The organism is Erythrobacter oryzae (genome assembly GCF_030271515.1).
Classification (GTDB): domain Bacteria; phylum Pseudomonadota; class Alphaproteobacteria; order Sphingomonadales; family Sphingomonadaceae; genus Erythrobacter; species Erythrobacter oryzae.
Window position 1 is genome coordinate 679,119 of record NZ_JASCXI010000003.1, and the last position, 21,574, is coordinate 700,692.

The 21,574-nt window shown below is 69.3% G+C and carries 22 protein-coding genes; 9 read left to right on the plus strand and 13 right to left on the minus strand.

Annotated elements, in window-relative coordinates:
* Positions 1-20: 20 nt before the first annotated feature.
* The 3 genes from PFX90_RS12180 to PFX90_RS12190 all read right to left on the minus strand — a co-directional run bounded on the left by PFX90_RS12180 (position 21) and on the right by PFX90_RS12190 (position 2,339).
* Complete coding sequence (locus PFX90_RS12180; protein ID WP_285712754.1) at positions 21-551, minus strand: ExbD/TolR family protein; 531 nt, start codon at positions 549-551, stop codon at positions 21-23.
* A gap of 128 nt (positions 552-679) precedes the next feature.
* Entirely contained in the window at positions 680-1,459 is a 780-nt protein-coding gene (locus PFX90_RS12185; RefSeq protein ID WP_285712755.1) for a MotA/TolQ/ExbB proton channel family protein, read from the minus strand.
* Between the two features lie 64 nt (positions 1,460-1,523).
* Complete coding sequence (locus PFX90_RS12190; protein WP_336426495.1) at positions 1,524-2,339, minus strand: energy transducer TonB; 816 nt, start codon at positions 2,337-2,339, stop codon at positions 1,524-1,526.
* A gap of 263 nt (positions 2,340-2,602) precedes the next feature.
* Here PFX90_RS12190 and PFX90_RS12195 point away from each other — a divergent pair, with 263 nt between their 5' ends.
* Together PFX90_RS12195 and PFX90_RS12200 are read left to right on the plus strand one after the other, a co-directional pair.
* Positions 2,603-3,478: a hypothetical protein gene (locus PFX90_RS12195; protein ID WP_285712756.1), complete on the plus strand. Its 876-nt coding sequence runs from the start codon at positions 2,603-2,605 to the stop codon at positions 3,476-3,478.
* A 72-nt stretch (positions 3,479-3,550) separates the two neighbouring features.
* Complete coding sequence (locus PFX90_RS12200; RefSeq protein ID WP_285712757.1) at positions 3,551-4,864, plus strand: homoserine dehydrogenase; 1,314 nt, start codon at positions 3,551-3,553, stop codon at positions 4,862-4,864.
* A 3-nt stretch (positions 4,865-4,867) separates the two neighbouring features.
* Here PFX90_RS12200 and PFX90_RS12205 read toward each other — a convergent pair whose 3' ends face one another.
* Both PFX90_RS12205 and PFX90_RS12210 read right to left on the minus strand, forming a co-directional pair.
* Positions 4,868-5,551 carry a hypothetical protein gene (locus PFX90_RS12205; RefSeq protein WP_285712758.1) on the minus strand — a complete coding sequence of 228 codons (684 nt, stop codon included), beginning with the start codon at positions 5,549-5,551 and terminating at the stop codon, positions 4,868-4,870.
* Between the two features lie 13 nt (positions 5,552-5,564).
* Complete coding sequence (locus tag PFX90_RS12210; protein ID WP_285712759.1) at positions 5,565-6,128, minus strand: hypothetical protein; 564 nt, start codon at positions 6,126-6,128, stop codon at positions 5,565-5,567.
* A gap of 145 nt (positions 6,129-6,273) precedes the next feature.
* Between PFX90_RS12210 and glpX the strand changes: the two genes are divergently transcribed.
* Entirely contained in the window at positions 6,274-7,290 is a 1,017-nt protein-coding gene (gene glpX, locus PFX90_RS12215; RefSeq protein WP_285712761.1) for a class II fructose-bisphosphatase, read from the plus strand.
* Positions 7,291-7,616: 326 nt separating this feature from the next.
* On the opposite strand, the gene PFX90_RS12220 is transcribed toward glpX, so the two are convergent.
* Positions 7,617-9,056, minus strand: a complete 1,440-nt coding sequence (locus tag PFX90_RS12220) for an FAD-binding protein (protein WP_285712763.1) — start codon at positions 9,054-9,056, stop codon at positions 7,617-7,619.
* A 117-nt stretch (positions 9,057-9,173) separates the two neighbouring features.
* Between PFX90_RS12220 and PFX90_RS12225 the strand changes: the two genes are divergently transcribed.
* The 4 genes from PFX90_RS12225 to PFX90_RS12240 all read left to right on the plus strand — a co-directional run bounded on the left by PFX90_RS12225 (position 9,174) and on the right by PFX90_RS12240 (position 12,458).
* Positions 9,174-9,479 (plus strand): metalloregulator ArsR/SmtB family transcription factor, encoded by a 306-nt coding sequence (locus PFX90_RS12225; protein ID WP_285712765.1) that lies wholly within the window; start codon positions 9,174-9,176, stop codon positions 9,477-9,479.
* Positions 9,476-10,132 carry an SdpI family protein gene (locus tag PFX90_RS12230; RefSeq protein WP_285712767.1) on the plus strand — a complete coding sequence of 219 codons (657 nt, stop codon included), beginning with the start codon at positions 9,476-9,478 and terminating at the stop codon, positions 10,130-10,132. Before PFX90_RS12225 ends, PFX90_RS12230 begins: the two co-directional genes overlap by 4 nt.
* A gap of 17 nt (positions 10,133-10,149) precedes the next feature.
* Positions 10,150-11,118, plus strand: coding sequence for an alpha/beta hydrolase (locus tag PFX90_RS12235; protein WP_285712768.1), 969 nt, complete (start codon positions 10,150-10,152; stop codon positions 11,116-11,118).
* A 110-nt stretch (positions 11,119-11,228) separates the two neighbouring features.
* Positions 11,229-12,458 (plus strand): EAL domain-containing protein, encoded by a 1,230-nt coding sequence (locus tag PFX90_RS12240; protein ID WP_285712769.1) that lies wholly within the window; start codon positions 11,229-11,231, stop codon positions 12,456-12,458.
* A 4-nt stretch (positions 12,459-12,462) separates the two neighbouring features.
* On the opposite strand, the gene PFX90_RS12245 is transcribed toward PFX90_RS12240, so the two are convergent.
* From PFX90_RS12245 to groES, 3 genes are all read right to left on the minus strand, one after another.
* On the minus strand, positions 12,463-13,542 hold the full coding sequence (locus PFX90_RS12245) for a phytanoyl-CoA dioxygenase family protein (RefSeq protein ID WP_285712770.1): 1,080 nt from the start codon (positions 13,540-13,542) through the stop codon (positions 12,463-12,465).
* A gap of 213 nt (positions 13,543-13,755) precedes the next feature.
* Positions 13,756-15,387, minus strand: a complete 1,632-nt coding sequence (gene groL, locus PFX90_RS12250; RefSeq protein WP_285712771.1) for a chaperonin GroEL — start codon at positions 15,385-15,387, stop codon at positions 13,756-13,758.
* A 53-nt stretch (positions 15,388-15,440) separates the two neighbouring features.
* Complete coding sequence (groES, locus tag PFX90_RS12255; RefSeq protein ID WP_066527392.1) at positions 15,441-15,728, minus strand: co-chaperone GroES; 288 nt, start codon at positions 15,726-15,728, stop codon at positions 15,441-15,443.
* Positions 15,729-15,912: 184 nt separating this feature from the next.
* Between groES and PFX90_RS12260 the strand changes: the two genes are divergently transcribed.
* The gene (locus tag PFX90_RS12260) at positions 15,913-16,758 is read left to right on the plus strand and encodes a mechanosensitive ion channel family protein (RefSeq protein ID WP_285712774.1); all 846 of its coding nucleotides are present in this window, start codon (positions 15,913-15,915) and stop codon (positions 16,756-16,758) included.
* On the opposite strand, the gene PFX90_RS12265 is transcribed toward PFX90_RS12260, so the two are convergent.
* Positions 16,755-18,161, minus strand: a complete 1,407-nt coding sequence (locus PFX90_RS12265) for an MATE family efflux transporter (RefSeq protein WP_285712775.1) — start codon at positions 18,159-18,161, stop codon at positions 16,755-16,757. The two genes, PFX90_RS12260 and PFX90_RS12265, sit on opposite strands and share 4 nt — an antisense overlap.
* A 219-nt stretch (positions 18,162-18,380) precedes the next feature.
* On the opposite strand from PFX90_RS12265, the gene PFX90_RS12270 reads away from it, so the two are divergent.
* The gene (locus PFX90_RS12270; protein ID WP_285712776.1) at positions 18,381-19,799 is read left to right on the plus strand and encodes a hypothetical protein; all 1,419 of its coding nucleotides are present in this window, start codon (positions 18,381-18,383) and stop codon (positions 19,797-19,799) included.
* On the opposite strand, the gene csgH is transcribed toward PFX90_RS12270, so the two are convergent.
* Genes csgH through PFX90_RS12285 form a run of 3 tightly spaced genes read right to left on the minus strand, consistent with a single transcriptional unit; the run spans position 19,796 to position 21,557 of the window.
* Positions 19,796-20,167, minus strand: a complete 372-nt coding sequence (gene csgH / locus PFX90_RS12275) for a curli-like amyloid fiber formation chaperone CsgH (RefSeq protein ID WP_285712778.1) — start codon at positions 20,165-20,167, stop codon at positions 19,796-19,798. The genes PFX90_RS12270 and csgH overlap by 4 nt on opposite strands.
* Positions 20,164-20,904 (minus strand): hypothetical protein, encoded by a 741-nt coding sequence (locus PFX90_RS12280; protein WP_285712779.1) that lies wholly within the window; start codon positions 20,902-20,904, stop codon positions 20,164-20,166. The genes csgH and PFX90_RS12280 overlap by 4 nt, the downstream gene beginning before the upstream one ends.
* Positions 20,905-20,906: 2 nt before the next feature.
* Positions 20,907-21,557 carry a hypothetical protein gene (locus PFX90_RS12285; protein WP_285712781.1) on the minus strand — a complete coding sequence of 217 codons (651 nt, stop codon included), beginning with the start codon at positions 21,555-21,557 and terminating at the stop codon, positions 20,907-20,909.
* Positions 21,558-21,574: the final 17 nt, after the last annotated feature.

The following is a 21,574-nucleotide window of genomic DNA, read 5'->3' on the forward strand; positions in this document are numbered from 1 at the left end:
TAGAAAATTGGCGGTTGCTGTCAGACGCCCGGTTCGACCGGATTCGAGATGAACCCGACGACCGGATAGCCGGCCAGCTGGACCTGGTAGATGGCACCAGCCACGCAGCGCCACGGGGCTTCGACGTCGCCGCGGATGTGGACCTGCGGGATCTTTTCCGGGTCTTCCATCAGGGCCTCGGCCCCGCCCGCGCGCTGGATGATCGCGTCGAGCCGCTTGAACGCCTGGTCCTTGAGCTCGGTCGAATCGACCAGCGTGATGTTGTTGAAGTAGATCCGGCACTGCCCGTTGCGCGATGCGCCCGCGTAGCCCGGCTCCCCGGCGCTGCGGCCGGCATCGTCGGTCGCGCTGACGGTGAGCAGCAGGTTCTCGACCTTGTCCTTCGATTCCAGCGATTCGAACACCGGAATCTTGAGCTTCTCGATCGTCTGGATCGCCACCGGAACCGCGATGAGGAAGATGATCAGGAGCACCAGCATCACGTCCACCAGCGGCGTGGTGTTGATGTCGGACATCGGGGTATCGGCCCCACCTCCCGTTGAAATCGCCATTGTGAATTCCTAGCCTGTCAATACTTTGGCTTCTACTGCCTGCCCCGCAGCGCCGCTTTGGGGCGGCGTGCGAGGCACCTGCGGGATCATGGCCGGAGCCTTCTCCCGCAGGTTCGCAGCTCTGACGATCAGGACTTGTTGAGCGTCGGGTTGGCGGGGGCAGCCGGCTTGGCAGCGGGCTTGGCCGCCGGAGCCGCGGCGGTCACCGCCGGCTTCACTGCGCCGTTCGAGTTCATGTAGGCGAGCAGGTCGTTCGAGAAGGTGCTCAGCAGCGCCGCGATCTTGCGGTTGCGGCCCTGGAGCCAGTTGAACGCGAACACCGCAGGCACAGCGACGAGCAGACCGATCGCGGTCATGATCAGCGCTTCACCGACCGGGCCGGCGACCTTGTCGATCGAGGCGTTGCCGGCGATGCCGATGTTGATCAGCGCGCGGTAGATCCCGATCACGGTGCCGAGCAGACCGACGAACGGCGCGGTCGCACCGACGGTCGCGAGGAAGGCGAGGCCGCCGTTGAGCACGGCGTTGATCGAATCTTCCGAACGCTGGAGCGAACCGTGCATGTAGTCATGCGATTCGAGGGCGTCGGTCATCTTGCCGTGGTCTTCCTGGGCCTTGACCGCGTCATCGGCGAGCTGGCGCCACGGGCCGTCCTTCTCGAGCTTGGTGGCGCCTTCCTTGAGGCTGGCGGCGCGCCAGAAGCTGCTCTGCACGGTCTTGTACTGCTTGAGCACCTTGTTCTGCTCGAACAGCTTGGTGAACAGGATGTAGAACGAGCCGACCGACATGATGACCATGATGGTGAGGATCGACCAGGCGACGGGGCCGCCTTCGACCATCGCTTCGTAGAAGCCGAACTTGCTTTCGGGGGCGGCGGCACCGCCGGCGGCGAGAAGGAAAAGGTTCATTGCGAAAGTCCTCTTGAAAATAATGGGTCGTGTGGGAGCGGCGCGTTTGCGCCGGCCCGATTGATCAGTTCAGCTTGTAGGTAATCCGGGTCGACCAGCTGGCGTTGATGGGCACGCCATCGTCGTTGAGCGCCGGATCGAAGCGGGCATAGCGCTCGACCGCCTTGGTGGCTGCGCCATCGAGGATGTCGGAGCCGCTCGACGAGGTCACCGAGCAACCGGTGGCACGGCCATCGGTGGTCACGGTGCAGCGCACGCCGACGGTGCCTTCGATTTCTTCCTGGGCTGCGCGACGCGGATAGTCTTCCTGGATTCGGGCCGACCACGAGCGCTGGTTCTTGGGCTGGACGCCGCGGGCCTTGGACGGGCCCTTGGGTGCCGGCGGCGGTCCCGGAGGCGCGCTGGGCTGAACCGACGGCCGCACCTGCGTGGGTGCCGGCGGCGGCGGGTCCTGAACGGTTCTGACGTCAGGCGGATTCTGCGCGATGGCGAAAGGCGGCGGCGGCGCCACAGGCGGCGGCGGCGAGGTGTCCTGCTGCTGCTCCGGCGGCGGCGGTTCATCCGGCGGCGGCGGCGGCGGCGGCGGCTCCTCGACGTTGACGGTGGTCACACGTTCGACCACCTCCTTGACGGCGTTGATGGCCAGGCCGGTCACGAGCAGGTACCCGATCGCGACGTGGATCAGGACGACGATGATGATCGACGTCGTCTTGTTCCCGGCCTGTTGTTGGCTAGCGTAGGACATCCAGCGCTTTCTCTCCAAATACTCGCCGATCGCACGGATCGGCACACTCCCCACCCCCCGGCCGTTAAGGTCGGCGAGCGGATCCCGGTCATTTCGGTCCTCCCACGCCGGAACAAAAATTGCGGGCCCGTGCATTGCGCGAAGCCCGATCTTTCTCCGGCTGGCACGTGCGGGACAACAAACGGTTCCCGCACGCAACCTCACACTGTCCGCGCGGCAATGTCCCCAGTCCCGCGCCTTCAGTCTCTCGGGCTTTAACGGGCAACCCCTAGCCGATCAAACGCTTTTGCGGTTCAGCACGGATTCACTGCGAGTCATGTGCAACAGACCCTGCTAATATGCGGAAGCACCTAGGTGTTGCGGGGGGCACGACACGCCCAAAGGTAAAGGGAAGATTAATGTCTTTTTTCAAGACTCTGGCCATGGCAGGTGCGGCGCTCTCGGGCCTTGCAGGGATGCCTTGTGTAGCGGCCGCTCAAACGGTTGGCGGCGGCAGCGTCGCACAGCCTGCGGGGGCGGTCTCCGGCCCGACATATGCCGATCTTGCGACGCTTTCGGACGCTGCGGAACTGGTGCTGCGGGTGCAGATTCGCAAGGCAACCGCCCTGAAAGCCGACCGCGCGCCGGGCCTCGCAGCGGGATTCGCGCGGCTCTATGTCGAGGCGAACACCCTCGCGCTGATCGCCGGGCGCAGCGGTGTGGGGGCGGCGGTGACCTATGTCGTCGACGTGCCGCTCGATGCCAAGGGCAAGGTGCCCAAGATGAAGAAGCGCGAAGTCGTGGTGTTTGCGCGCGGGGTGCCGGGCAAGCCGGGCGCGCTCCAGCTGATCGGGCCCGCCGCGCAGCTCGATTACACCCCGGCGCTCGAGGCGCGGCTGCGTCCGATCCTGACCGAGCTTTATGCGGCCGACGCCGCCCCGCGCATCACCGGGGTGAGCGATGCGCTGGCGGTGCTGGGCACCTTGACGGGCGAATCGGAGACGCAGATTTTCCTCGCAACCGAGAATCGCTCGCCGGTCTCGATCACCGTGCTGCGGCGCCCGGGCCAGCGGGTGCAGTGGGGCGTCTCGTGGGGCGAGATCATCGATTCGGCCGCGCGCCCGCCTGCGCCGGAGACCCTGCGCTGGTATCGCCTCGCCTGCGCGCTCCCGCCGCAGCTGCCGAGCAACGCCAACCTCGCGCGCGAGGCGGACGAGCGGCGGCTGGCGGCGGGCGACTATGCCTTCGTCAGGCAGGCGCTGGGGCCGTGCGAGCGGCGCATTACGCAGGGCTGATCGGGTCTTTGCCCGCTTGACCGCACCGCCTGCACGGTTAAGCGCGCTCCTCAGTTTCCGACGGAGGGCCGCTTGACCACTATTGCACCGCTGCGCATCGCCATCGCCGGGCTCGGCACCGTGGGCGCGGGCGTGATCCGCCTGCTCGACACCAACGCCGCGCTGATCGCCGCGCGCGCTGGTCGTCCGATCGAGGTCGTCGCGGTGGCTGCGCGCGACCGCGGCAAGGATCGCGGGGTCGACATCGCCCGTTTCGCCTGGGAAGACGACATGACCGCGCTCGCCCGGCGCGCGGATGTCGACGTGGTGGTCGAGCTGGTCGGCGGTTCGGACGGCCCCGCGCTCGCCCTCAGCCGCGCGGCGCTATCCGCAGGCAAGGGGCTCGTCACCGCCAACAAGGCGATGATCGCGCACCACGGGCTGGAACTGGCCGAACTGGCCGAGGGCAATAACGCCGCGCTCAAGTTCGAGGCGGCCGTCGCGGGCGGGATCCCGGTCATCAAGGGGCTGCGCGAGGGCACTTCCGCCAACGCCCTGACCAAGGTGTATGGCATCCTCAACGGCACCTGCAACTACATCCTCTCCGAGATGGAGGCGACCGGCGCCGACTTTGCCGACGTGCTGGCCGAGGCGCAGCGATTGGGCTTCGCCGAGGCCGATCCCGCCTTCGACATCGAGGGCGTGGACGCCGCGCATAAGCTCGCGATCCTTGCGAGCATCGGCTTCGGCACGCGGGTGGACTTCGCGGGCGTGCGCATCTCAGGCATCACCCGGGTGCGCGCCGCCGACATCGCGCAGGCCGATGCGCTGGGCTTCGTGATCCGCCTGATCGGCGAGGCTGACGTGGAGGAGACCCCGCAGGGCCCCCGCCTGCTCCAGCGCGTCCGGCCGTGCCTCGTCGCCAAGGGCCACCCGCTGAGCGCCGTGGATGGCCCGACCAACGCGGTCGTGGCCGAGGGCAACTTCTCCGGCCGCCTGCTGTTCCAGGGCGCGGGCGCCGGCGACGGGCCGACTGCCAGCGCGGTCGCCGCCGACCTTATCGACATCGCCCGCGACGAGGTGGGCGCGCCTTTCTCGATCCCCTCGGCCCAGCTTGCCGCCATGCCGCCTGCCGAGCCCGGTGACCGCACCGAGCGCACCTATCTGAGGTTCATGGTCAAGGACCGCCCGGGCGTGCTCGCCGAGATCACCGCGGCGATGCGTGACGGCGACGTCTCGATCGAGAGCCTGATCCAGCAGGGCCGCTCCAACGGCGGGGGCGAGGTGATGGTGGCGATGGTCACCCACGAGGGCCCCGAGCGCTGCGTCGCCAAGGCGTTGGCGCTGCTCGACGGCTCGGACAGCCTCGCGGGCGAGCCGCTGGTGCTGCCGATCCTGCCGCGCTGACGCTCAGCCATCGGGCTTCGGAGCCTCGGGCAGGCCCAGCTCGGCCTCCACCCTCCGGCGGTCCTCCTCCGAGAGCGGCGCGTCGTCACCCTGCACCGGGGCGAGGCCTTGCGCCACGCGCTCGGCGTCCGAGCCTTCCGGCGGGGGCGGGATCGCTTCGACGTCGACGATCAGCGCCGCATCCTTGGGGCAGGGCGGGATGAAGCACAGCCCGCTGATGGTCGCAGGCCCGCGGAAGATGCCCGGCCCGGCCACGTCGGGCGGGGGCAGGGTGCCCGCATTCATGGTCCGCTCGGCATAGTCCTTCATCCACGCCTCGCGGCTGCCGCTGTAGAGCTGCGAGGTGTCGGCGGGCAGCTCGCGGCACACCACGATCTCGCCCGAGACGACGCCGCGCTCGGTGTCCTCGGCGCATTGCTTGAGCTCGACCGCATCGGCGGCCTCGGACACCTGCGGGGGCACGAGGATGTCGATCTGCTGCGGCGGTTCGGCGGTGGTCGGTGCGTCGGGGCCGAGGTCGATCGGGATGCGCGGGCGCTCGGGCTCGGCGGGTTTGGCGGGCTTGTTCGAGGCGGGTATCGAGGGCAGCTGCAAGGTCGGCTGCGGCGGTACCTGCGGCCCGATCCGCACCTGCGGCTCGGTGGCGACCTGAGCGGCGAGCGCGGCGACGAGGAGGGAGACGAGCACGGCCCTGCCCTCCCTAGCCGCCCTTCCTCTTCCTCGGCCGCGGCGGCACCGCGGTCTTGATCCCCTCCGCCTCGCGCCGTGCGCGCTCCTGCTCCTCGGTCAGCTCCTCGTTCTGCCCGAGCGGGGGGAGGCCCTGCGCGATGCGATCCGCGTCGGAGCCTGCGGGCGCCTTGGGCAGCGCGTTGAAGTCGACCGTGATCGCCACCGGCGGGGGCTTGCCGAAGCCGATGCCCTTGCCGTTGTCCGGGATGCCGAACAGGTCGGGCGGCGGCGGGGCGCCCTTGAAGGCGGTCTCCTGCGCATAGCGCTTCTGCGTCGTCGCGCGGTCACCGGTGAGCGCATCGCCGCTCCGGTCGCGCACCCGGCACACCACGATCTCGCCGTTGATGGCCGCGGCTTCCTCGTCATCGCGGCATTCGCGCAGGTCCGCCTGGCTCGGCTCGTCGCGCGGGACCGAGACCGTGAGGTTGACCCGCGGCGGCACGCCCGCGGGCGCCGTGGTCACCGCGGCGGGCGCATCCCCGGCCGGAGCTGGAGTCGCAGAGCCGTCATCCTGCGCCGCCAAAGGCGCAGTCACCAGCGCGGCCAATGCGGGCAGGAGGAGGCGAAAACCGGGCAGGACTGGCCTTCCATTGCTCGACAAACCCGTCTCCATCCGCTTAAGCGCCGCAGGGCATCCCGTGGCCGGGCCGTATCCAGAGCGAAGAAGGGCTGAATTGCACATGAACTCCCCGACCGATACCCAGCTTGCCGCCGCCCCGCAACCTGCCAGCGAGAACGCGATCCAGCGCGTGCTGGTGCTCGAGATGGTGCGCGTGACCGAGCAGGCGGCGATTGCCGCTGCGCAGCTGGTCGGCCGCGGCGACGAGAAGGCGGCGGATGCGGCGGCGGTCGCGGCGATGCGCAAGGCCTTCGACAACCTCTACATCGACGGCACCGTGGTGATCGGCGAGGGCGAGCGGGACGAGGCCCCGATGCTGTTCATCGGCGAGAAGGTCGGCATGGGCAAGGGCCCCAAGATCGACATCGCACTGGACCCGCTCGAAGGCACCACCATCACCGCCAAGGCCGGGCCCAACGCGCTCGCGGTGCTGGCGGCGGCGGAGGAGGGCTGCCTGCTCAACGCGCCCGACACCTACATGGACAAGCTCGCGGTCGGCCCGGGCTATCCCGAGGGCATCATCGACCTCGCCAAGTCGGCGACCGAGAACGTCTGCGCGGTGGCCAATGCCAAGGGCGTCAAGCCGTCCGACATCAACGTCTGCGTGCTCGACCGTCCGCGTCATGCCGAGCTCATCGCCGAGCTGCGCGCGCTGGGCTGCGGGGTGGTGCTGATCGGTGACGGCGACGTGGCGGGGGTGATCGCGGTGACCGATCCCGACACGACGGTCGACATGTACATGGGCCAGGGCGGCGCGCCCGAGGGCGTGCTCGCGGCCGCGGCGCTGCGCTGCGTCGGCGGGCAGTTCAACGGCCGCCTCGTGTTCCGCAACGAGGACGAGAAGGCCCGGGCGCGCAAGTGGGGGATCGAGGACCTCACCCGCATCTACAAGCTCGAGGACCTCGCCAAGGGCGACTGCATCTTCGCCGCGACCGGCGTGACCGACGGCTCGCTGCTGGCGGGCGTCAAGCGCCGCCGCAAGCCGACCGGCGAGACCATCCTCACCACCGAGAGCGTGGTGATGCGGGCTTCGAGCGGGACGGTGCGGTGGATCCGGGGCGAGCACCGCATCGGGTGAGGCGTTGGAGCGGACTGTCGTGGCCACAGGCGCGGCGGTCCTCCGCACCCCTCAAGGACTCGCGGTGGATCCGGGGCGAGCACCGCATCGGGTGAGTCGCAGGCCGCTTCGGCACGCGCCAGCAGCTGTGTGTTGGAGACACATGAGACACTGTCCAAGGCCGAAAAAGTCTCCACCTTGCGCGCGCCTGCAATCGGCGGATTGCGGTGTGAAAAGAGGCGGCTGCGGCGGGTCATTTCCGGGCAAGCTGACAGGTCTAGCCCGAGTAGGAAAGCCGCCCCTTGTGCCCCCGGCGACGCGGGTTTTTGCCAATATCCTGCCGTGCCTCAGGCGGTCGCCTTGGCGATGGCGCTTTGTGCGGCGGGCGCGCCAAGGTCGAACAGCTTGCGCACCGCCTCGTTGGGGGTGAGGGTGCCGGGCGGATAGTGCTTCAGATGCAGCGCGCGCAGCGCGGCGATGTGTTGCTGGCCCAGCGATCCCGCGAAATCCTCGACGATCGCGCTCTTGCCCCAATGCGGGCGCACGCCGGGGAAATAGCTCGTCACCGCGCGTTGCAGCCTCTCGAGCCAGGCATAGTCGCGCACGTCGGCGAACAGGTCGATGGCCGCCACCGGCCCGGCGAAATTGCCCGCGAAGGGCAGGTCGCTTTTCTCGGGCAGCTCGCGCACCCCGATCAGGCTCTTGAGCACGAAGCCCAGCGGGCGCAGCCTTTCGGCCTCAAGCATGAGGAAACGCACCACCTCGTCGCTGCGATGAAGCGGCACGAAGAAGGCGAGGTTGTAGGCGGTGAAGGTGGTGGCGAAGAAGCCGGTGAGGAGGTCGGGCGCGCGTTGGGTCTTGAGCAGGGGCTCGGGATCATAGAGGTAATCGAGATCATCGGGCGCGGTGATGACGCGGCGGTGGGTGCGCGGGTTGATCCGGTTGGCGGCGCGCTGGAGCCGGTAGCGCAGGGACGGGAACAGGCGGTCGAAGGCCCACAGGCGGCGCAGCAGGAACTCGGTCAGCCCCGCGAGCGAGAGCAGCGGCGCGGTGGTCTTGCGCGGCCCCTTGCCCTTGCTCGCCGGGCGCAGGGTGTGGAGCATGATCAGCGGGTCCTTCGGGTCGCTGTAGGGCACAATCGCCGTCGACACCGCCATCGCGCCCTTCGCCAGCGCCGCCTTCTTCGAGAGGCGCGTGACCCAGGCGTCTGACTGGTAAGAGGCGACGGGCGCGGTGCGAAGCGTGACGCTGAGGATCGGGCCGATGGTGCCGAAGGACAGCGCGGCATAGGGGAAGTCCGGGTCGGTCGGCGTCAGCGTGACCTTCTGCCCGTAGCCGTCGAGGAAGGTCAGCGCGGTGACGGCCTGCGCGATCACGGGTTCGGGGCCATAGCCATGCGTCCCCCCGCTGAGCGCGCCGATCACGGTCTGCTCCATGTAGTTGCCGCTGTTGAGCATCCGCCGCCCGTGCTTCACCAGCGCCTGCTTGAGGGTCAGCACCTTGACCGAGGGGCCGCAGGTCGCGGTGCCGGTCGCGGGGTCGTAGGTGAGGTGATCGAAGCGCGCCTCGCCCATGTGGAAGGCGGTGATGCCGGGGATGACCTGGATGCCGTTGTAGCTGTGCGACTGGCCGATGCAGCTGTAGGGCCGGGTGCCCAGCGCATCGACCAGCGCCGCCTCGTCGGTCGGGCGGGTGACGTGGGCCTCGCCGAAGAACACCGCCATCCACGACTGCACGCGCGCCAGCCCGTCAGCCGGTGCCTTGGCCTTGCCGGTCAACCACTTCATCGGAACGCCCCCGTTCGCTGATGCCGCATCTTTGCCCGCGCGCACGGCCAAGGCAATGAAAAACCACGGGCGAGCGGTGGCTTGACACGCGCCATTTCGTCATTTAGCTAAATGGCTATGTCAGAGATCTTCGACGCCCTTGCCCATCCGATCCGCCGCGAGGTGCTCGAACTGCTCAAGCAGGGCGGGATGAGCGCGGGCGAGCTGGCGGATCGCTTTCCGGTCTCCAAGCCGACCATGTCGGGCCACTTCGCCAAGCTGAAGGCGGCCGGGCTGATCCGGGGCGAGAACCGGGGCGGGTCGATCATCTACACCTTGAACTTGTCGACGCTGGAAGAAGCGCTGCTCGGGTTCATGGGGCGCGTGGGAATCGGGAGCGGCGCGGCCGCGCGAATGGCACCCGGACAGGGAGAAACGACATGAAGATGCGCGGGCTCTTGATCGTCAATCTGCTGCTCGCTGCCGCGATGGCGGGGTTCGGCGCGTGGGTCGCCGCGCGGCTCGCGCCGGGCACCGAGCTTGCCGTCCACTGGAACGCTTCGGGCGAGGCAGACGGCTTCCAGCCCGCGCTGCCGGCGCTGCTGTGGCCCGCGGGGATGTCGCTCGTGGTCGGGCTGATCATGGCCGCGATCCCCCGGATGGAGCCCTTGCAGGACCGGCTCGATGCCTCGGCTCCGGTGCTGCGCGCCTCGTGGATCGGGGTGATGGGGCTGATGGTCTATGTGCAGGCGATGATCGCCGCGCCCGCCTTGGGCTGGGACATCGGCGTCGATCTGCTGCTGGCGGGGATGGGGGTCATGTTCCTGATGATCGGCAATGCTCTTCCCAAATCGCGCCCGAGCTTCTTCGTCGGCATCCGCACGCCGTGGACGCTGAGCGACACCGACAACTGGATCGCCACGCACCGGCTGGGCGGCAAGCTGATGATGGCGGCGGGAGCGGCGATGGTGGTCGCGGCTTTCCTGCCGCTCGCGCCGGCATGGCGGCTGCCCGCGATGGTCGCGCCGATCATCGCGGCGAGCGTGGTGCCGATCGTCTACAGCTGGTGGCTGTGGCGCAGCCGGACGGCGCAGTGAGCCCGAGGAGATACCCGATGATCCGCACCGCCCTGATGGCCGCCGCCGCCGCGCTGCTCGCCGCCCCGCACGTTTCCCCGCTCAGGGCCGAGGCGCCTGCCGGTGAGCCCATCGAAGCCCCCGGCCCGCTCGCGCCGCTCTCGGGCACGCTGCTGAGGGCGAGCGAGGGCGGAGAGGGGCCGGTCGCGCTCATCATTCCCGGCTCGGGCCCGACCGACCGGGACGGCAACAATCCGCTGGGCGTTACCGCCGCATCCTACCGCCTGCTCGCCGAGGCGCTGCTGGAGCGCGGGATCGCGACGGTGCGGATCGACAAGCGCGGGATGTTCGCGAGCAGCGCTGCGGCCAACCCTAACGCCGTCACCATCCCCGACTACGTCGCCGACACCGCCGCCTGGGTCGCCGCGACCCGCAAGGCGACCGGCGCGCAATGCGTCTGGCTGATCGGGCACTCCGAAGGCGGGCTGGTCGCACTCGCCGCCGCGCAGGAGCTCGAGGGCCTGTGCGGCGTGGTGCTGGTCGCCGCGCCGGGGCGACCGCTGGGCGATGTGATCAAGAGCCAGATCCGCGCCAACCCCGCCAACGTGACCCTGGTCGTGCCCGCCGACAACGCGGTCGATATTCTGGCTTCGGGTCATTACGTGAACGTCGACAACCTGCCCGTGCCGCTCCGGGGACTGTTCGCTCGGGAAGTGCAGGGCTTCCTGATCAGCGCCTTCTCCTACGACCCCGCCGCCCTCGCAGCGGCGACCAAGCTGCCGCTGCTGATCGTGCAGGGGGGCAGGGACATTCAGGTCCCCGTCGCCGATGCCGAGCGCATGGCGGCGGCCAACCCTGCCGCGAAGCTGGTGGTGCTGCCCGAGGTGAACCACGTTCTGAAGGATGTGGCCGAGGGCACTGCGGCCAACCTCGCCGCCTATCGCGACCCCGCCCTGCCGCTCGGCAAGGGCGTGGCCGCGGCCATCGCCGACTTCATCACGCAGTAGGCCGCACGGCCGCAGAAACATGCTTAAGCCTTTGCCGCGCTGACCCCCCGGCTCTCTGCGCAGGCGGCGCTTACCGGCGGTTTGGGAGCGGCCGGTGCATGGGGCTTGGCATGACCAGCATCACCAATCTCCTCTTCCCGCCGATTCCTCCCGCCGCCGGTTCGGGCTCGGCCACCGACGCGCGTCAGGAGATCGGCGACATGATCGAGGCGCTGCGCGCGCATCTCGACATGGATGTCGCCTTCGTCTCGCGCCAGATCGGCGGCACCCACCGCATCTTCACCCATGTCGCCGCGCGCGGGGTTGCGCCGCTCGCCTCGGGTGATTTGAACCCCAACGAGAACTCGCTGTGCTGGCTGGTGATCCAGGGCAAGCTGCCCGAGCGCGTCACCGACACCAGCCACTACGAGGCCGCCGCCTGCCTCCCCATCACCGACGCCGCCAACGTCCGCTCGCACTTCAGCGTGCCGATGCGCCGCCGCAACGGGCAGGTGCACGGCAGCCTGTGCTGCTTCAGCTACCGCCCGCGCCCCGACGTATCCGAGCGCGACATGCAGATGATCCGCTCGGTCGCGGCGATCGTCAGCGACCAGATCGAGAGCCGCATCGAGCTCGAGGAGCGCGGCGAGGATGCCGCGGCGCAGATCGCGCGGCTGATCGTCGACGATGCGCTGACCGTGATCCACCAGCCGATCTACGACCTCACCGACTGGCACCTGATCGGCCACGAATGCTTCATGCGCCACAAGGCCGACCCCGAGGTTTCGGCCAGGGAGCTGCTCGATCAGGCACGCGCCGCGGGCCGCACGCTCGAGCTCGAACTGCACATTGCGCGCAAGGCCCTCGCCACGCTCGATCCCGAACACCCCGAACGCTTCATCGCCATCAACGTCTCGCCCGAGACGCTGGCGAGCCCCGCGCTTGGCCACATCATCCCCGAAGGCCTCGCCTCGCGGCTGGTGATCGAGCTGAACCAGCAGGACACCGCGCGGGATCAGGCCGCGATCAAGGAGGCGATCCGGGTGCTCAAGGAGCGCGCCTGGGTGGCGGTGAGTTCCGAAGGCGTGGGCTTTGCCGGGCTTCAGGCGCTGGTCGATCTCGGCCCCGACATCGTCAAGATCGCGCCCGAATTCCTCGCCGGGGTCGCCGCCGACGCATCGCGCCGCGCGCTGGTCAAGGCGCTGGTGCAATTCGCCGCCGACACCGGCGTGACGCTGATCGCGCAAGGGGTGGAGACGCGCGAGGACCTGCAGGCGCTGCGCGAACTGGGCGTGCGGTTTGCGCAGGGCGACGTGCTGGGCAAGCCGGCGGCCCCCGGGCGCGGCGTGCGGGTGTGCTGAGAGCTTAGCGGGCTGCCGCCCGCCTGCTCTCGGGCAGATCGAGCGGCACCTCGGCCAAGAGATCGCCGAAAGTGAGCGGGTGCTCCACCAGCGAAGGGTGCGGCGAATAGCCGTCGTGCCAGTATTTGGGCGCGATCATGTCGCGCGCGATGCTCATCCCGAAGAACCGGCGCGGGCGGGGGGTGCGGTTGTCGGGCCCCGCGTGGAGCAGGTCGCTGCGGTAGAGGATCACCGTGCCCTTGCGCGGGGCGGCCTGAACCGGATGGAACAGCGCATCGAGCTCCGCCCGGCGCCGCCACAGTTGCCACAGCGTCTTCGGGCCGAGGTGGCGCAGGCTGAATTGCGAGTTCTTGCCCGTGAGGAAGCGCAGCAGGTTGGGCTGGTGCTGGTCCCACTTCGCCGAGAACACCCGGTCGCGGAATTCGCCCGGTGCCAGCCCCGCCTTGGGCGAGCGGCGCATCCGCCACAGCTTCGCGAGGTTGTGCCGGAAGATTCGCGCATTGGCGCGCCGCCGGAACAGCTCCATCAGCGCATAGGCCGCGCCGCCATGCGCATATTCCGCCCCGCCATATTGATGCGTCCCCGGCACGAACACCGTGCCCCCTTGTTCGGGCGCAACATCCTCGACCGCGGCGAACAGGCTGATCACGCCCATCGGATCGCGGTGGATATACTGGTGCGAGGAGCCGAAATAGCTGGTGAAGGTCGCGATCTCGAGCACCGGGCGCGTGGCGCCGCAATATTCCCCGATCACGCCCTGAAGCCGCTGCGCGAGCATCGCGGCAAAGCCCGTGACCTCTGGGCTCGATGGCAGCGAGCAGAAATCGCGGCGCACGTAGTGGTTGTCGGTCTCGCTGGCGAAGGCGCTGCGGGCGCGGTCGGGATCGGCGATGGTCTGGCGCATCAGCTTGAGCCCCGCATCGGCCTCGGCATCGGACAAGAGCCCGGTCAGCAGCACCAGCCCGTGCCGGTCCATCATCGCCAGCGCCCGCGCGACGCAAGCCGCCGTCAGCCGCCCCCTGCCATCGAGCGCGGCGGGGACCTCGTAGGCCGAGGTGTCGTGGGAGATGCGCAGACCGTCCATACTGCTGCTATGGCGCGGAAAATTCACTAACGCGTAAATGGGGGGAAGGCGGTGGTGGCAAAGAAAAACCCCGGCGGATCGCTCCGCCGGGGTTTTCTTGTGTCTGGCTTGGCCGACTCCGGCAAAGCCGGAGTCGTCAGACGGGGCGCGGGCGCCCCGCTGGCCGGCCTGCGGCGTGGACGGGTCAGCTTGCGCTGGCCCGCCCGCCTTAGGTCAGAACCCCATCCCGCCCATGTCGGGCATCGCGGGGGCGGCCGGCTTGTCGTCCGGACGCTCGACGATCGCCGCTTCGGTGGTGATCAGCAGGCCGGCGACCGAGGCCGCATCCTGCAGCGCGGTGCGAACGACCTTGGTCGGGTCGATCACGCCGGCCTTCACCAGGTTCTCGTAGGTGTCGGTCGCGGCGTTGAAGCCCTGGGTCTCATCATTCTCGCGCAGCAGGTTGCCCGCAACGACCGCGCCATCATGGCCGGCGTTCTGGGCGATCTGCTTGATCGGGGCGGTGATCGCCTTGCGGATGATGTCGATGCCGCGGGTCTGGTCTTCGTTCGCGCCCTTCAGGCCTTCGAGAGCCTTGGTGGCGTAGAGCAGCGCCGTGCCGCCACCCGGAACGATGCCTTCCTCAACCGCAGCGCGGGTCGCGTGAAGGGCGTCGTCGACGCGGTCCTTGCGCTCCTTCACTTCGACTTCGGTCGCACCGCCGACCTTGATCACGGCCACACCGCCCGCGAGCTTCGCCAGACGCTCCTGGAGCTTCTCGCGGTCGTAATCGGACGAGGTGTTGTCGATCTGGGTGCGGATCTCGGCGACACGCGCCTTGATGTCGTCAGCCGAACCGGCGCCGTCGACGATGGTGGTGTTGTCCTTGTCGATCGAGACCTTCTTGGCCTGGCCGAGCATGCCGACGGTGACGTTCTCGAGCTTGATGCCGAGGTCTTCGCTGATCATCTCGCCCTTGGTCAGGATCGCGATGTCCTGCAGCATCGCCTTGCGACGATCGCCGAAGCCCGGAGCCTTGACCGCCGCGACCTTCAGGCCGCCGCGCAGCTTGTTGACCACGAGGGTCGCCAGCGCTTCGCCTTCGATGTCCTCGGCGATGATCAGCAGCGGACGGCCCGACTGCACCACGGCCTCGAGGATCGGCAGCATCGACTGCAGGTTCGACAGCTTCTTCTCGTGGATCAGGATGTAGGGGTTATCCAGTTCCACGGTCATCTTGTCGGGGTTGGTGATGAAGTAGGGCGACAGGTAGCCGCGGTCGAACTGCATGCCTTCGACGACATCGAGCTCGAATTCGAGGCCCTTGGCTTCCTCGACGGTGATCACGCCTTCCTTGCCGACCTTCTCCATGGCTTCGGCGATCTTCTCGCCGACTTCACGGTCGCCGTTGGCGGAGATGATGCCGACCTGCGCGATTTCGCTGCTGTCCGACACGTCCTTCGAACGCGACTTGAGGTTTTCGACGACCGCGATCACGGCCTGATCGATGCCGCGCTTCAGGTCCATCGGGTTCATGCCGGCCGCGACCGACTTCATGCCCTCGGTCACGATCGCCTGGGCGAGCACGGTGGCGGTGGTGGTGCCGTCACCGGCAGCATCATTCGCCTTCGAGGCCACTTCGCGCAGCATCTGCGCGCCCATGTTCTCGTACTTGTCCTTGAGCTCGATTTCCTTGGCGACGCTCACACCGTCCTTGGTGATGCGCGGCGCGCCGAAGCTCTTGTCGATGACGACGTTGCGGCCCTTGGGGCCCAGCGTCACCTTGACGGCGTTGGCGAGGATATCGACGCCGCGCAGAATGCCTTCACGGGCTTCGCGGCCGAACTTCACGTCCTTGGCAGCCATTTCGTTTCTCCTGAGATTTGGTTGTGTTTAGAAAGGGATAAAGGGCGCAGGCCTTAGCCGACGATCCCCATGATGTCGCTTTCCTTCATGATCAGCAGGTCTTCGCCGTTGATCTTGACTTCGGTGCCCGACCACTTGCCGAACAGCACGCGGTCGCCCGCCTTCACGTCGAGCGCGATGCGGTTGCCGCTATCGTCGCGGTTGCCTTCGCCGACGGCGATGACTTCGCCTTCGCTCGGCTTTTCCTGGGCGCTGTCGGGGATGATGATGCCGCCGGCAGTCTTGGTGTCGGCTTCAATGCGACGGACCACCACGCGGTCGTGCAGCGGACGAAATGCCATGTGTATGACCTTTCCTGAAAAGATAGGGGTTGCTTGGCACTCTCCCTGTGAGAGTGCCAACGAGGCGGCATTTGGTCGCGGGGCCCGAATGAATCAACCCCTGCCCATGCAAAAAATTTGACCCGACCGCAGATTTCGGGGCCGGGGTGGTCAGCGCGGGCGTGCTCGGTTATCGCGTCGGGCCATGACTGCCCCCAAACTGCCCCCCAAGCTTGCCGGCCTCAACGACGAGATCAACGTCGCGCACGAGGCGTGGCTGTGGCTCAAGGTCAACCTCGCTTTCCTGACCGGCGCGATCGCGGTGACGCTGGCGGGGATCCTGCTCGCCCGGCTGCTCTCGCGCTGGGCCGACCGCGCGCTGATGAGAGCGACCCATATCGAGCCGACGGTCGCCAAGTTCCTCAGCAACATCATCAAGTATGCGCTGTGGGTGGTGGTGGCCGTGACGGTGCTGACCCAGTTCGGGGTGCAGACGACGAGCATCATCGCCGCGCTGGGCGGACTTGCGCTGGCGGTGGGCCTCGCGCTTCAGGGCACGCTGTCGAACGTGGCAGCGGGCGTCATGATCCTGATCCAGCGGCCCTTCCGCGTGGGCGAGTTCATCACCGCCGGGACGGTGTCGGGCACGGTGCAGGGGATCGGGTTGTTCACCACCGAGCTGCTCCAATTGGACGGGCAATATGTCATGGTCCCCAACAACGAGCTCTGGAACAAGGCCGTGGTCAACGCCTCGCGCATGCCCACGCGGCGGTTCGAGCTGGTGGTGCCGCTCGCCTACGAGGATGATCTGACGGCGGCCAAGGCGGCGATGCTGGAGCTGGCGCATGCCGATCCGCGCGTGCTGGCCGAGCCCGCGCCGGTCGCCTTCGTCGCCTCGCTTGGCGACAATGCGGTGCGGGTGGGGATGCGCGTGTGGTGCAACGCGGGCGATCTCCTCGCGCTGACATGGGCGCTGAACGAGGGCGTGAAGCTGAAGTTCGACGAACTCGGAATGCACATCGCGACCGGCGTCGCTGCGCCAGCGCGTTAGGCGGGGAGGGGGCTGGGCGCGTAGTCCGTCAGCCCCAGCCCGTCGCGCCGCGCCCAGCGCCACAGCAGCAGCGCGGCGGCGAAGAACAGGCCCGTGGCGAGCCCGATCCACACCCCCGTCCCCTCGAGCGGGGTGAAGAAGCCGAGCCAGATCGCCATGCCGAAGCCGGGCACCCAGTAGCTGAAGATCGCGATCCACATCGGCACGCGGGTGTCCTGCAAGCCCCGTAGCGCGCCCGCGCCCACCGCCTGCACGCCGTCTGCCAGCTGGAAGATCGCCGCGAGCGTCAGATATTGCACCGCAAAGCCGACCAGCGCGGCGTTGGCGGCGGCATCGGGATCGACATAGACCCGCAGCAGCAGCGTCGGCACCAGCATCATCGCGAGCGCGGTGGTGCACATGAACCCCGTCCCGATCACGATCGCCACCCACCCCGCGCGCCCCGCCTCCAAGCGGTCGCCCGCCCCGTGGTGGAAGCCGACGCGGATGGTCGCCGCCTGCGCCGTGCCGAAAGGGATCTGGAAGGCGAGCGCGGCGAGGTTCAGCGCGAGGGTGTGCGCGGCAAGCTCGGTCTCGCCGAAGCGGCCCATCAGCAGCGCCGCGCCGCTGAACAGCCCGGCCTCGGCCAGCACGGTCAGCGCAATCGGCGTGCCGATCACCATGATCTCTTTCAGCCGCGTCCATTCCGGCCGCCACCAGCGCCCGAAGATGCGGTAGCGCCGCAGCACCCGGTCGCGCCCGATGACGAACACATAGGCCGCCAGCATCGCGAGCGCGGTGACGACGCTCGACAGCGCCGAGCCGGTCAGGCCCAAGGCCGGCAGGCCGAGGTGCCCGAATACCAGCGCCCAGTTGCCGAGGATATTGGTCCCCAGCGCCAGCAGCGTGATCGCGGTCGCATAGCCAGGCTTGCCCAGCGCGGCGACGAAGATGCGGAACACGCCGGCAAGGATCATCGGGATCATGGCGAAGGCGATCACGAACAGGAAATCGCCCGCGATGGCGGCAATCGCGGGCTCCTGCCCGCTTGCCAGCAGCAGCGGCTCGCCCGCAAAGGCGATGCCCATGCCGACGAGGCCGAAAGCGACCGAGACCCACATCCCCATGCGCACCGTGCGGCGGATGTCGCGCACCGAGTGCAGCTTTCGCCCGCGCTCTGCCGAGATCAGCGGGGCGCAGGCGCCGATCAGCCCGGTCATCGCCCACAGGGTCAGGCCGAAGATCGCGATCCCGAGGCTCGATGCGGCGAGCGGCGTGTCGCCCAATCGCGCGATGAAGATCACGTCGACCGCGTGGATCAGCATCTGGAGCAGATTGGTCGCGGCAAGCGGCACCGCCAGCGCCAGCGTCGCGCGGATTTCCTGCCCCCAGCCGGGCGTCTCGAGAGTGTTCGCCTGTGTCATGTCGTCGGTTCGGTTGCCCGCGGTCAGGCGAGCCGGCCCGGATAGGCGCGGGGGCGATTCGGGGGAAGGGCAAATATAGGACAATTGTCGGCGCGCCCCGCCGGGTCTGGCGCATTTGCCGGAACAGGCGCGGAACATCGTGCCGGAATGACGCAAATCCGGCGATTGTGCTTGGCCGAATCGGCGCGGCGTAAGATACGGTGGGCTCTTGGGGGCTATGTGACACAGGGCAGCGATCCTTCCGATAAACCGGCTGACGGCAGCGCCGTGCGTCCGCGTGCTGCTGCGCGGCGGATGCTGACGCGCGTGCTGCCGGGCGGGGTGATCGTCGCCGCCGCGCTCGCCATGCCCGAATTCTCGGTCGGCGCGGGCGACATGGGGCGGGGTCCTCAGCCTGCCGATCCGCCCGAGCCTGCCGCCAAGCCCGATCCCGGCAAGGTGCAGCGCCTGACGAGCAGCGCCGCGCCGACCCACGCCAAGCTCGCCGGCGTGCGCTACGCCCCGATCATCGACCTCGGCACCGACACCGGCCACGTGGCGCGCGCGCGGGTGCAGGCAGCACGGCCCGCCGCTGCGCCTGTCGGCAAGACGGCTGATAGCGCGTCCAGCCATGCGGCTTTCGTGCAGGCCTTCGCCGAGCCGGTTGCCACGCCCGCGCCGCCTGCCGCGAGCGCGCCCGCGATCGACCCGCAGCCCGCTGCCGCCGCCGTTCCGCAGGCCGCGCCCGCGCTGGCCGCCGCGCCGTCGGCTGCTCCGATGGCCGTCGAGCTGCCCGAAGCGCCCTCGAAGCCCGCTGCGGCCGAGGCCGATGCGATGGCCTTCGCCAATCTGCTGCCCGAAGAGCGCACGGCCCTGCGCGCCCCCGCCGGAACCGGCGCGGTGCCTGCCGTGCAGCCTGCGAGCCGCCCGGCACCGGCCCCCGCTGCGGTGGCGGCCCCCGTGCCTGCGCCTGCTCGCGCCGCGACGCTTGCCCCGGCAGCCACGCAGCCTGCGCCGCGCGGCATGATCGATCAGGTAACGCCCGCGCGCATCGCTGCTGCCCGCGCGCTGCCTGCTCCCGCGACCGCCCCGGCTCCGGCGCGCGCGGCCCCTGCGCCCGCGCCCAAAGCTGCCAGCCTAACTGCCGCCGCACCCGCTGCCCGCGCGCCCGCCGCTGTGGCTCCGGCTCCCGCTGCGAAGCCCGCGCCCGCCGCAGCCGCCGCCGTCGCGCCCAAGTCGGCCCCTGCGCTCACCGCGCCGCCGGCCGTCGCCGCGACTGCCCCGCGCATCGCCGATCTTGAATTCAAGTCGCGCCTCCTCACCCGTGTCGACGGGCGCAGCATGGGGCAGGTCGATTTCCAGCAGACGCCCGCAGGCATCAAGGTGCGGCTCGGCTCGGTCGCCGAGGTGCTGGCTGACCGGCTCCCGGCGGGCGAGCTTGCGCGGATCCGCAATTCGTCATCGGCCGACGCCTGGTTCTCGCTCGCCGAGTTGCAGGCGCAGGGCATCCCGATCAGCTATGATCCGGTCTATGACGAGTTCAACATCGGCCGCGAGGACACCCGCCCCAAGGCCGCGCGCAAGGTCCACATCGACCAGATCAGCACGCCCGAGCGGAGCGCGGGCGCGGCGACGATGGACCAGATCCGCCGCCGTTAACCGGCCGCGCAGGTGCCCCGCGTGACCTCGTAGGGCGCGCGGCCCTCTTCCTCGGCGACCAGCTTCACGCACCAGTTTGCGCCCGCGCTCGTGCGCATGGTCGAGAGCACCGCCTGCGTGCCCGCGGCAAGCTGCGTCGAGCCGCGATGGCGCGAGGTCGAGGTGCCGGTCACCTCGAGCGAATAGCTCACCCCTTGCGCGCGGGGCGACAGGCCGGTGAGGCGCACTTCGATCATGCCGCCCTTGGCCTCGACATCGAGGCTGAGGGCGCGGGGGCTTTCGGCGTCGACGTCGGGCATGGCGGTGGTCTCCGGGTTCGCGGGCGTGGCGGCGGCCCCGACGAGCAGGGCGGCGATGGCGGCGATCATGGTCGTCCGCCTCCCAGCTGGTTGACGAGCGCATTGATCAGCGCCTGGGCTTCCTCGCCGAGCTGCGCCTGGCCGGTCTCGTCCTTTTCGGGCTTGCGCTCGGGCGGCAGCAGGCCGGTGCCGAGCGCGATCGCGGCGATCGCCTGGTTGCTCGGATCGCCCACCGATGCGCCGCCGCGGCCGAGCCGGTCGATCACCGCGGCGAGCGTGGGCAGCGAGGTGGCCTCGAGATCGCCGCGCAGCAGCCGGTCCTCGGCGCTGAGGCCCGCTTCGGGTGCGGCGGCGAAGTCTCCGGCGCGGGTCTCGATGCGGGTCTGGCACAAGGCGATGATCGCAGGGATGCGCGGCGGATCGTTGCAGATGTCGGTGCCCTCGATCGCCTGCAGCAGCACCCGCCGCTCGCCCGCCGAAAGCTGGGCGAGGGTGGCGTCGAGATCGGCGCGGCTCAGTTGCGCCATGCCGGGGCCGCTGTCGCCGAGCGCGGAAATCTGGCGCGCAGGCGCGATGCTGTCGGCGGGCGAGAGCCGCTCGGCGCTATCGGCGAACAGGCTCGCACGCGGGGCCGCGGGCGCGCCGCTCTCGTCGAGATAGGCGCGGCCGCCCGGGCCGGAGGCGGGAAGCTCGATCTGGCTCGCCTCGGTGCGGTCGATCGGGGGCGCGTCCTGCGCGGATGCCGCAGCGGCGAGCACCGCCAGCACCGGCACCAGTCGCGTCAACCGGATCCGCAGGCGCGCCATGCCTACCCGCCGGGGGTCGGCGGCGGCGGCAGGAACTGCGCGCCGGTGTTGCTCTGGGTGACCTGGAGATTGGCTCCCCCGGTCTGGGTGATCTGGAGGTCGGCGAGCCCGTCGCCGCTCTGCGTCCAGGCGAGGCGGTTGCCGCTGTCGAGCTGGGTCGCGGTCATGGTGTTGCCGTCGCCGATCTGGGTGAGGCTTGCCTGGTTGTCGCTGCCGTCCTGCACCAGCACCACGGTGTTGCCGTTGCCGCGCTGGAGGATCGCCGCGAGCGATTGCGTGCCGGGATCGTTCTCGCGCTGGAGCACCATCGCGGTGTTGTCGTCGCCTTCCTGCGCAAGGCCTAGATTGGTGGTTCCGATGCCGTCCTGTTCGGCCTCGGCGCGGTTGCTGTCGCCGTCCTGCGCGATCCGGGCGAGCTGCGGGGCGGGGCCCTTCTGGGCGAGGTCCACGCGGTTGTCGTTCCCGTCCTGCACCACGCGGGCAAGGCTGTCGGAATTCTGCTGGGTGACGGCGGCGTCGCTGCCGTCGCCGATCTGGGTGATGAACACGCCGCGTTCGGGCGCGGATTGGGCCCATGCGGGGCCCGGGCCTGCGGCAAGCAGGGCTGCGGCAAGCGCGGTGCCGATCGGCCGGAGCAGCGGGACGCCTTTCATCACGTGACTTGATACCT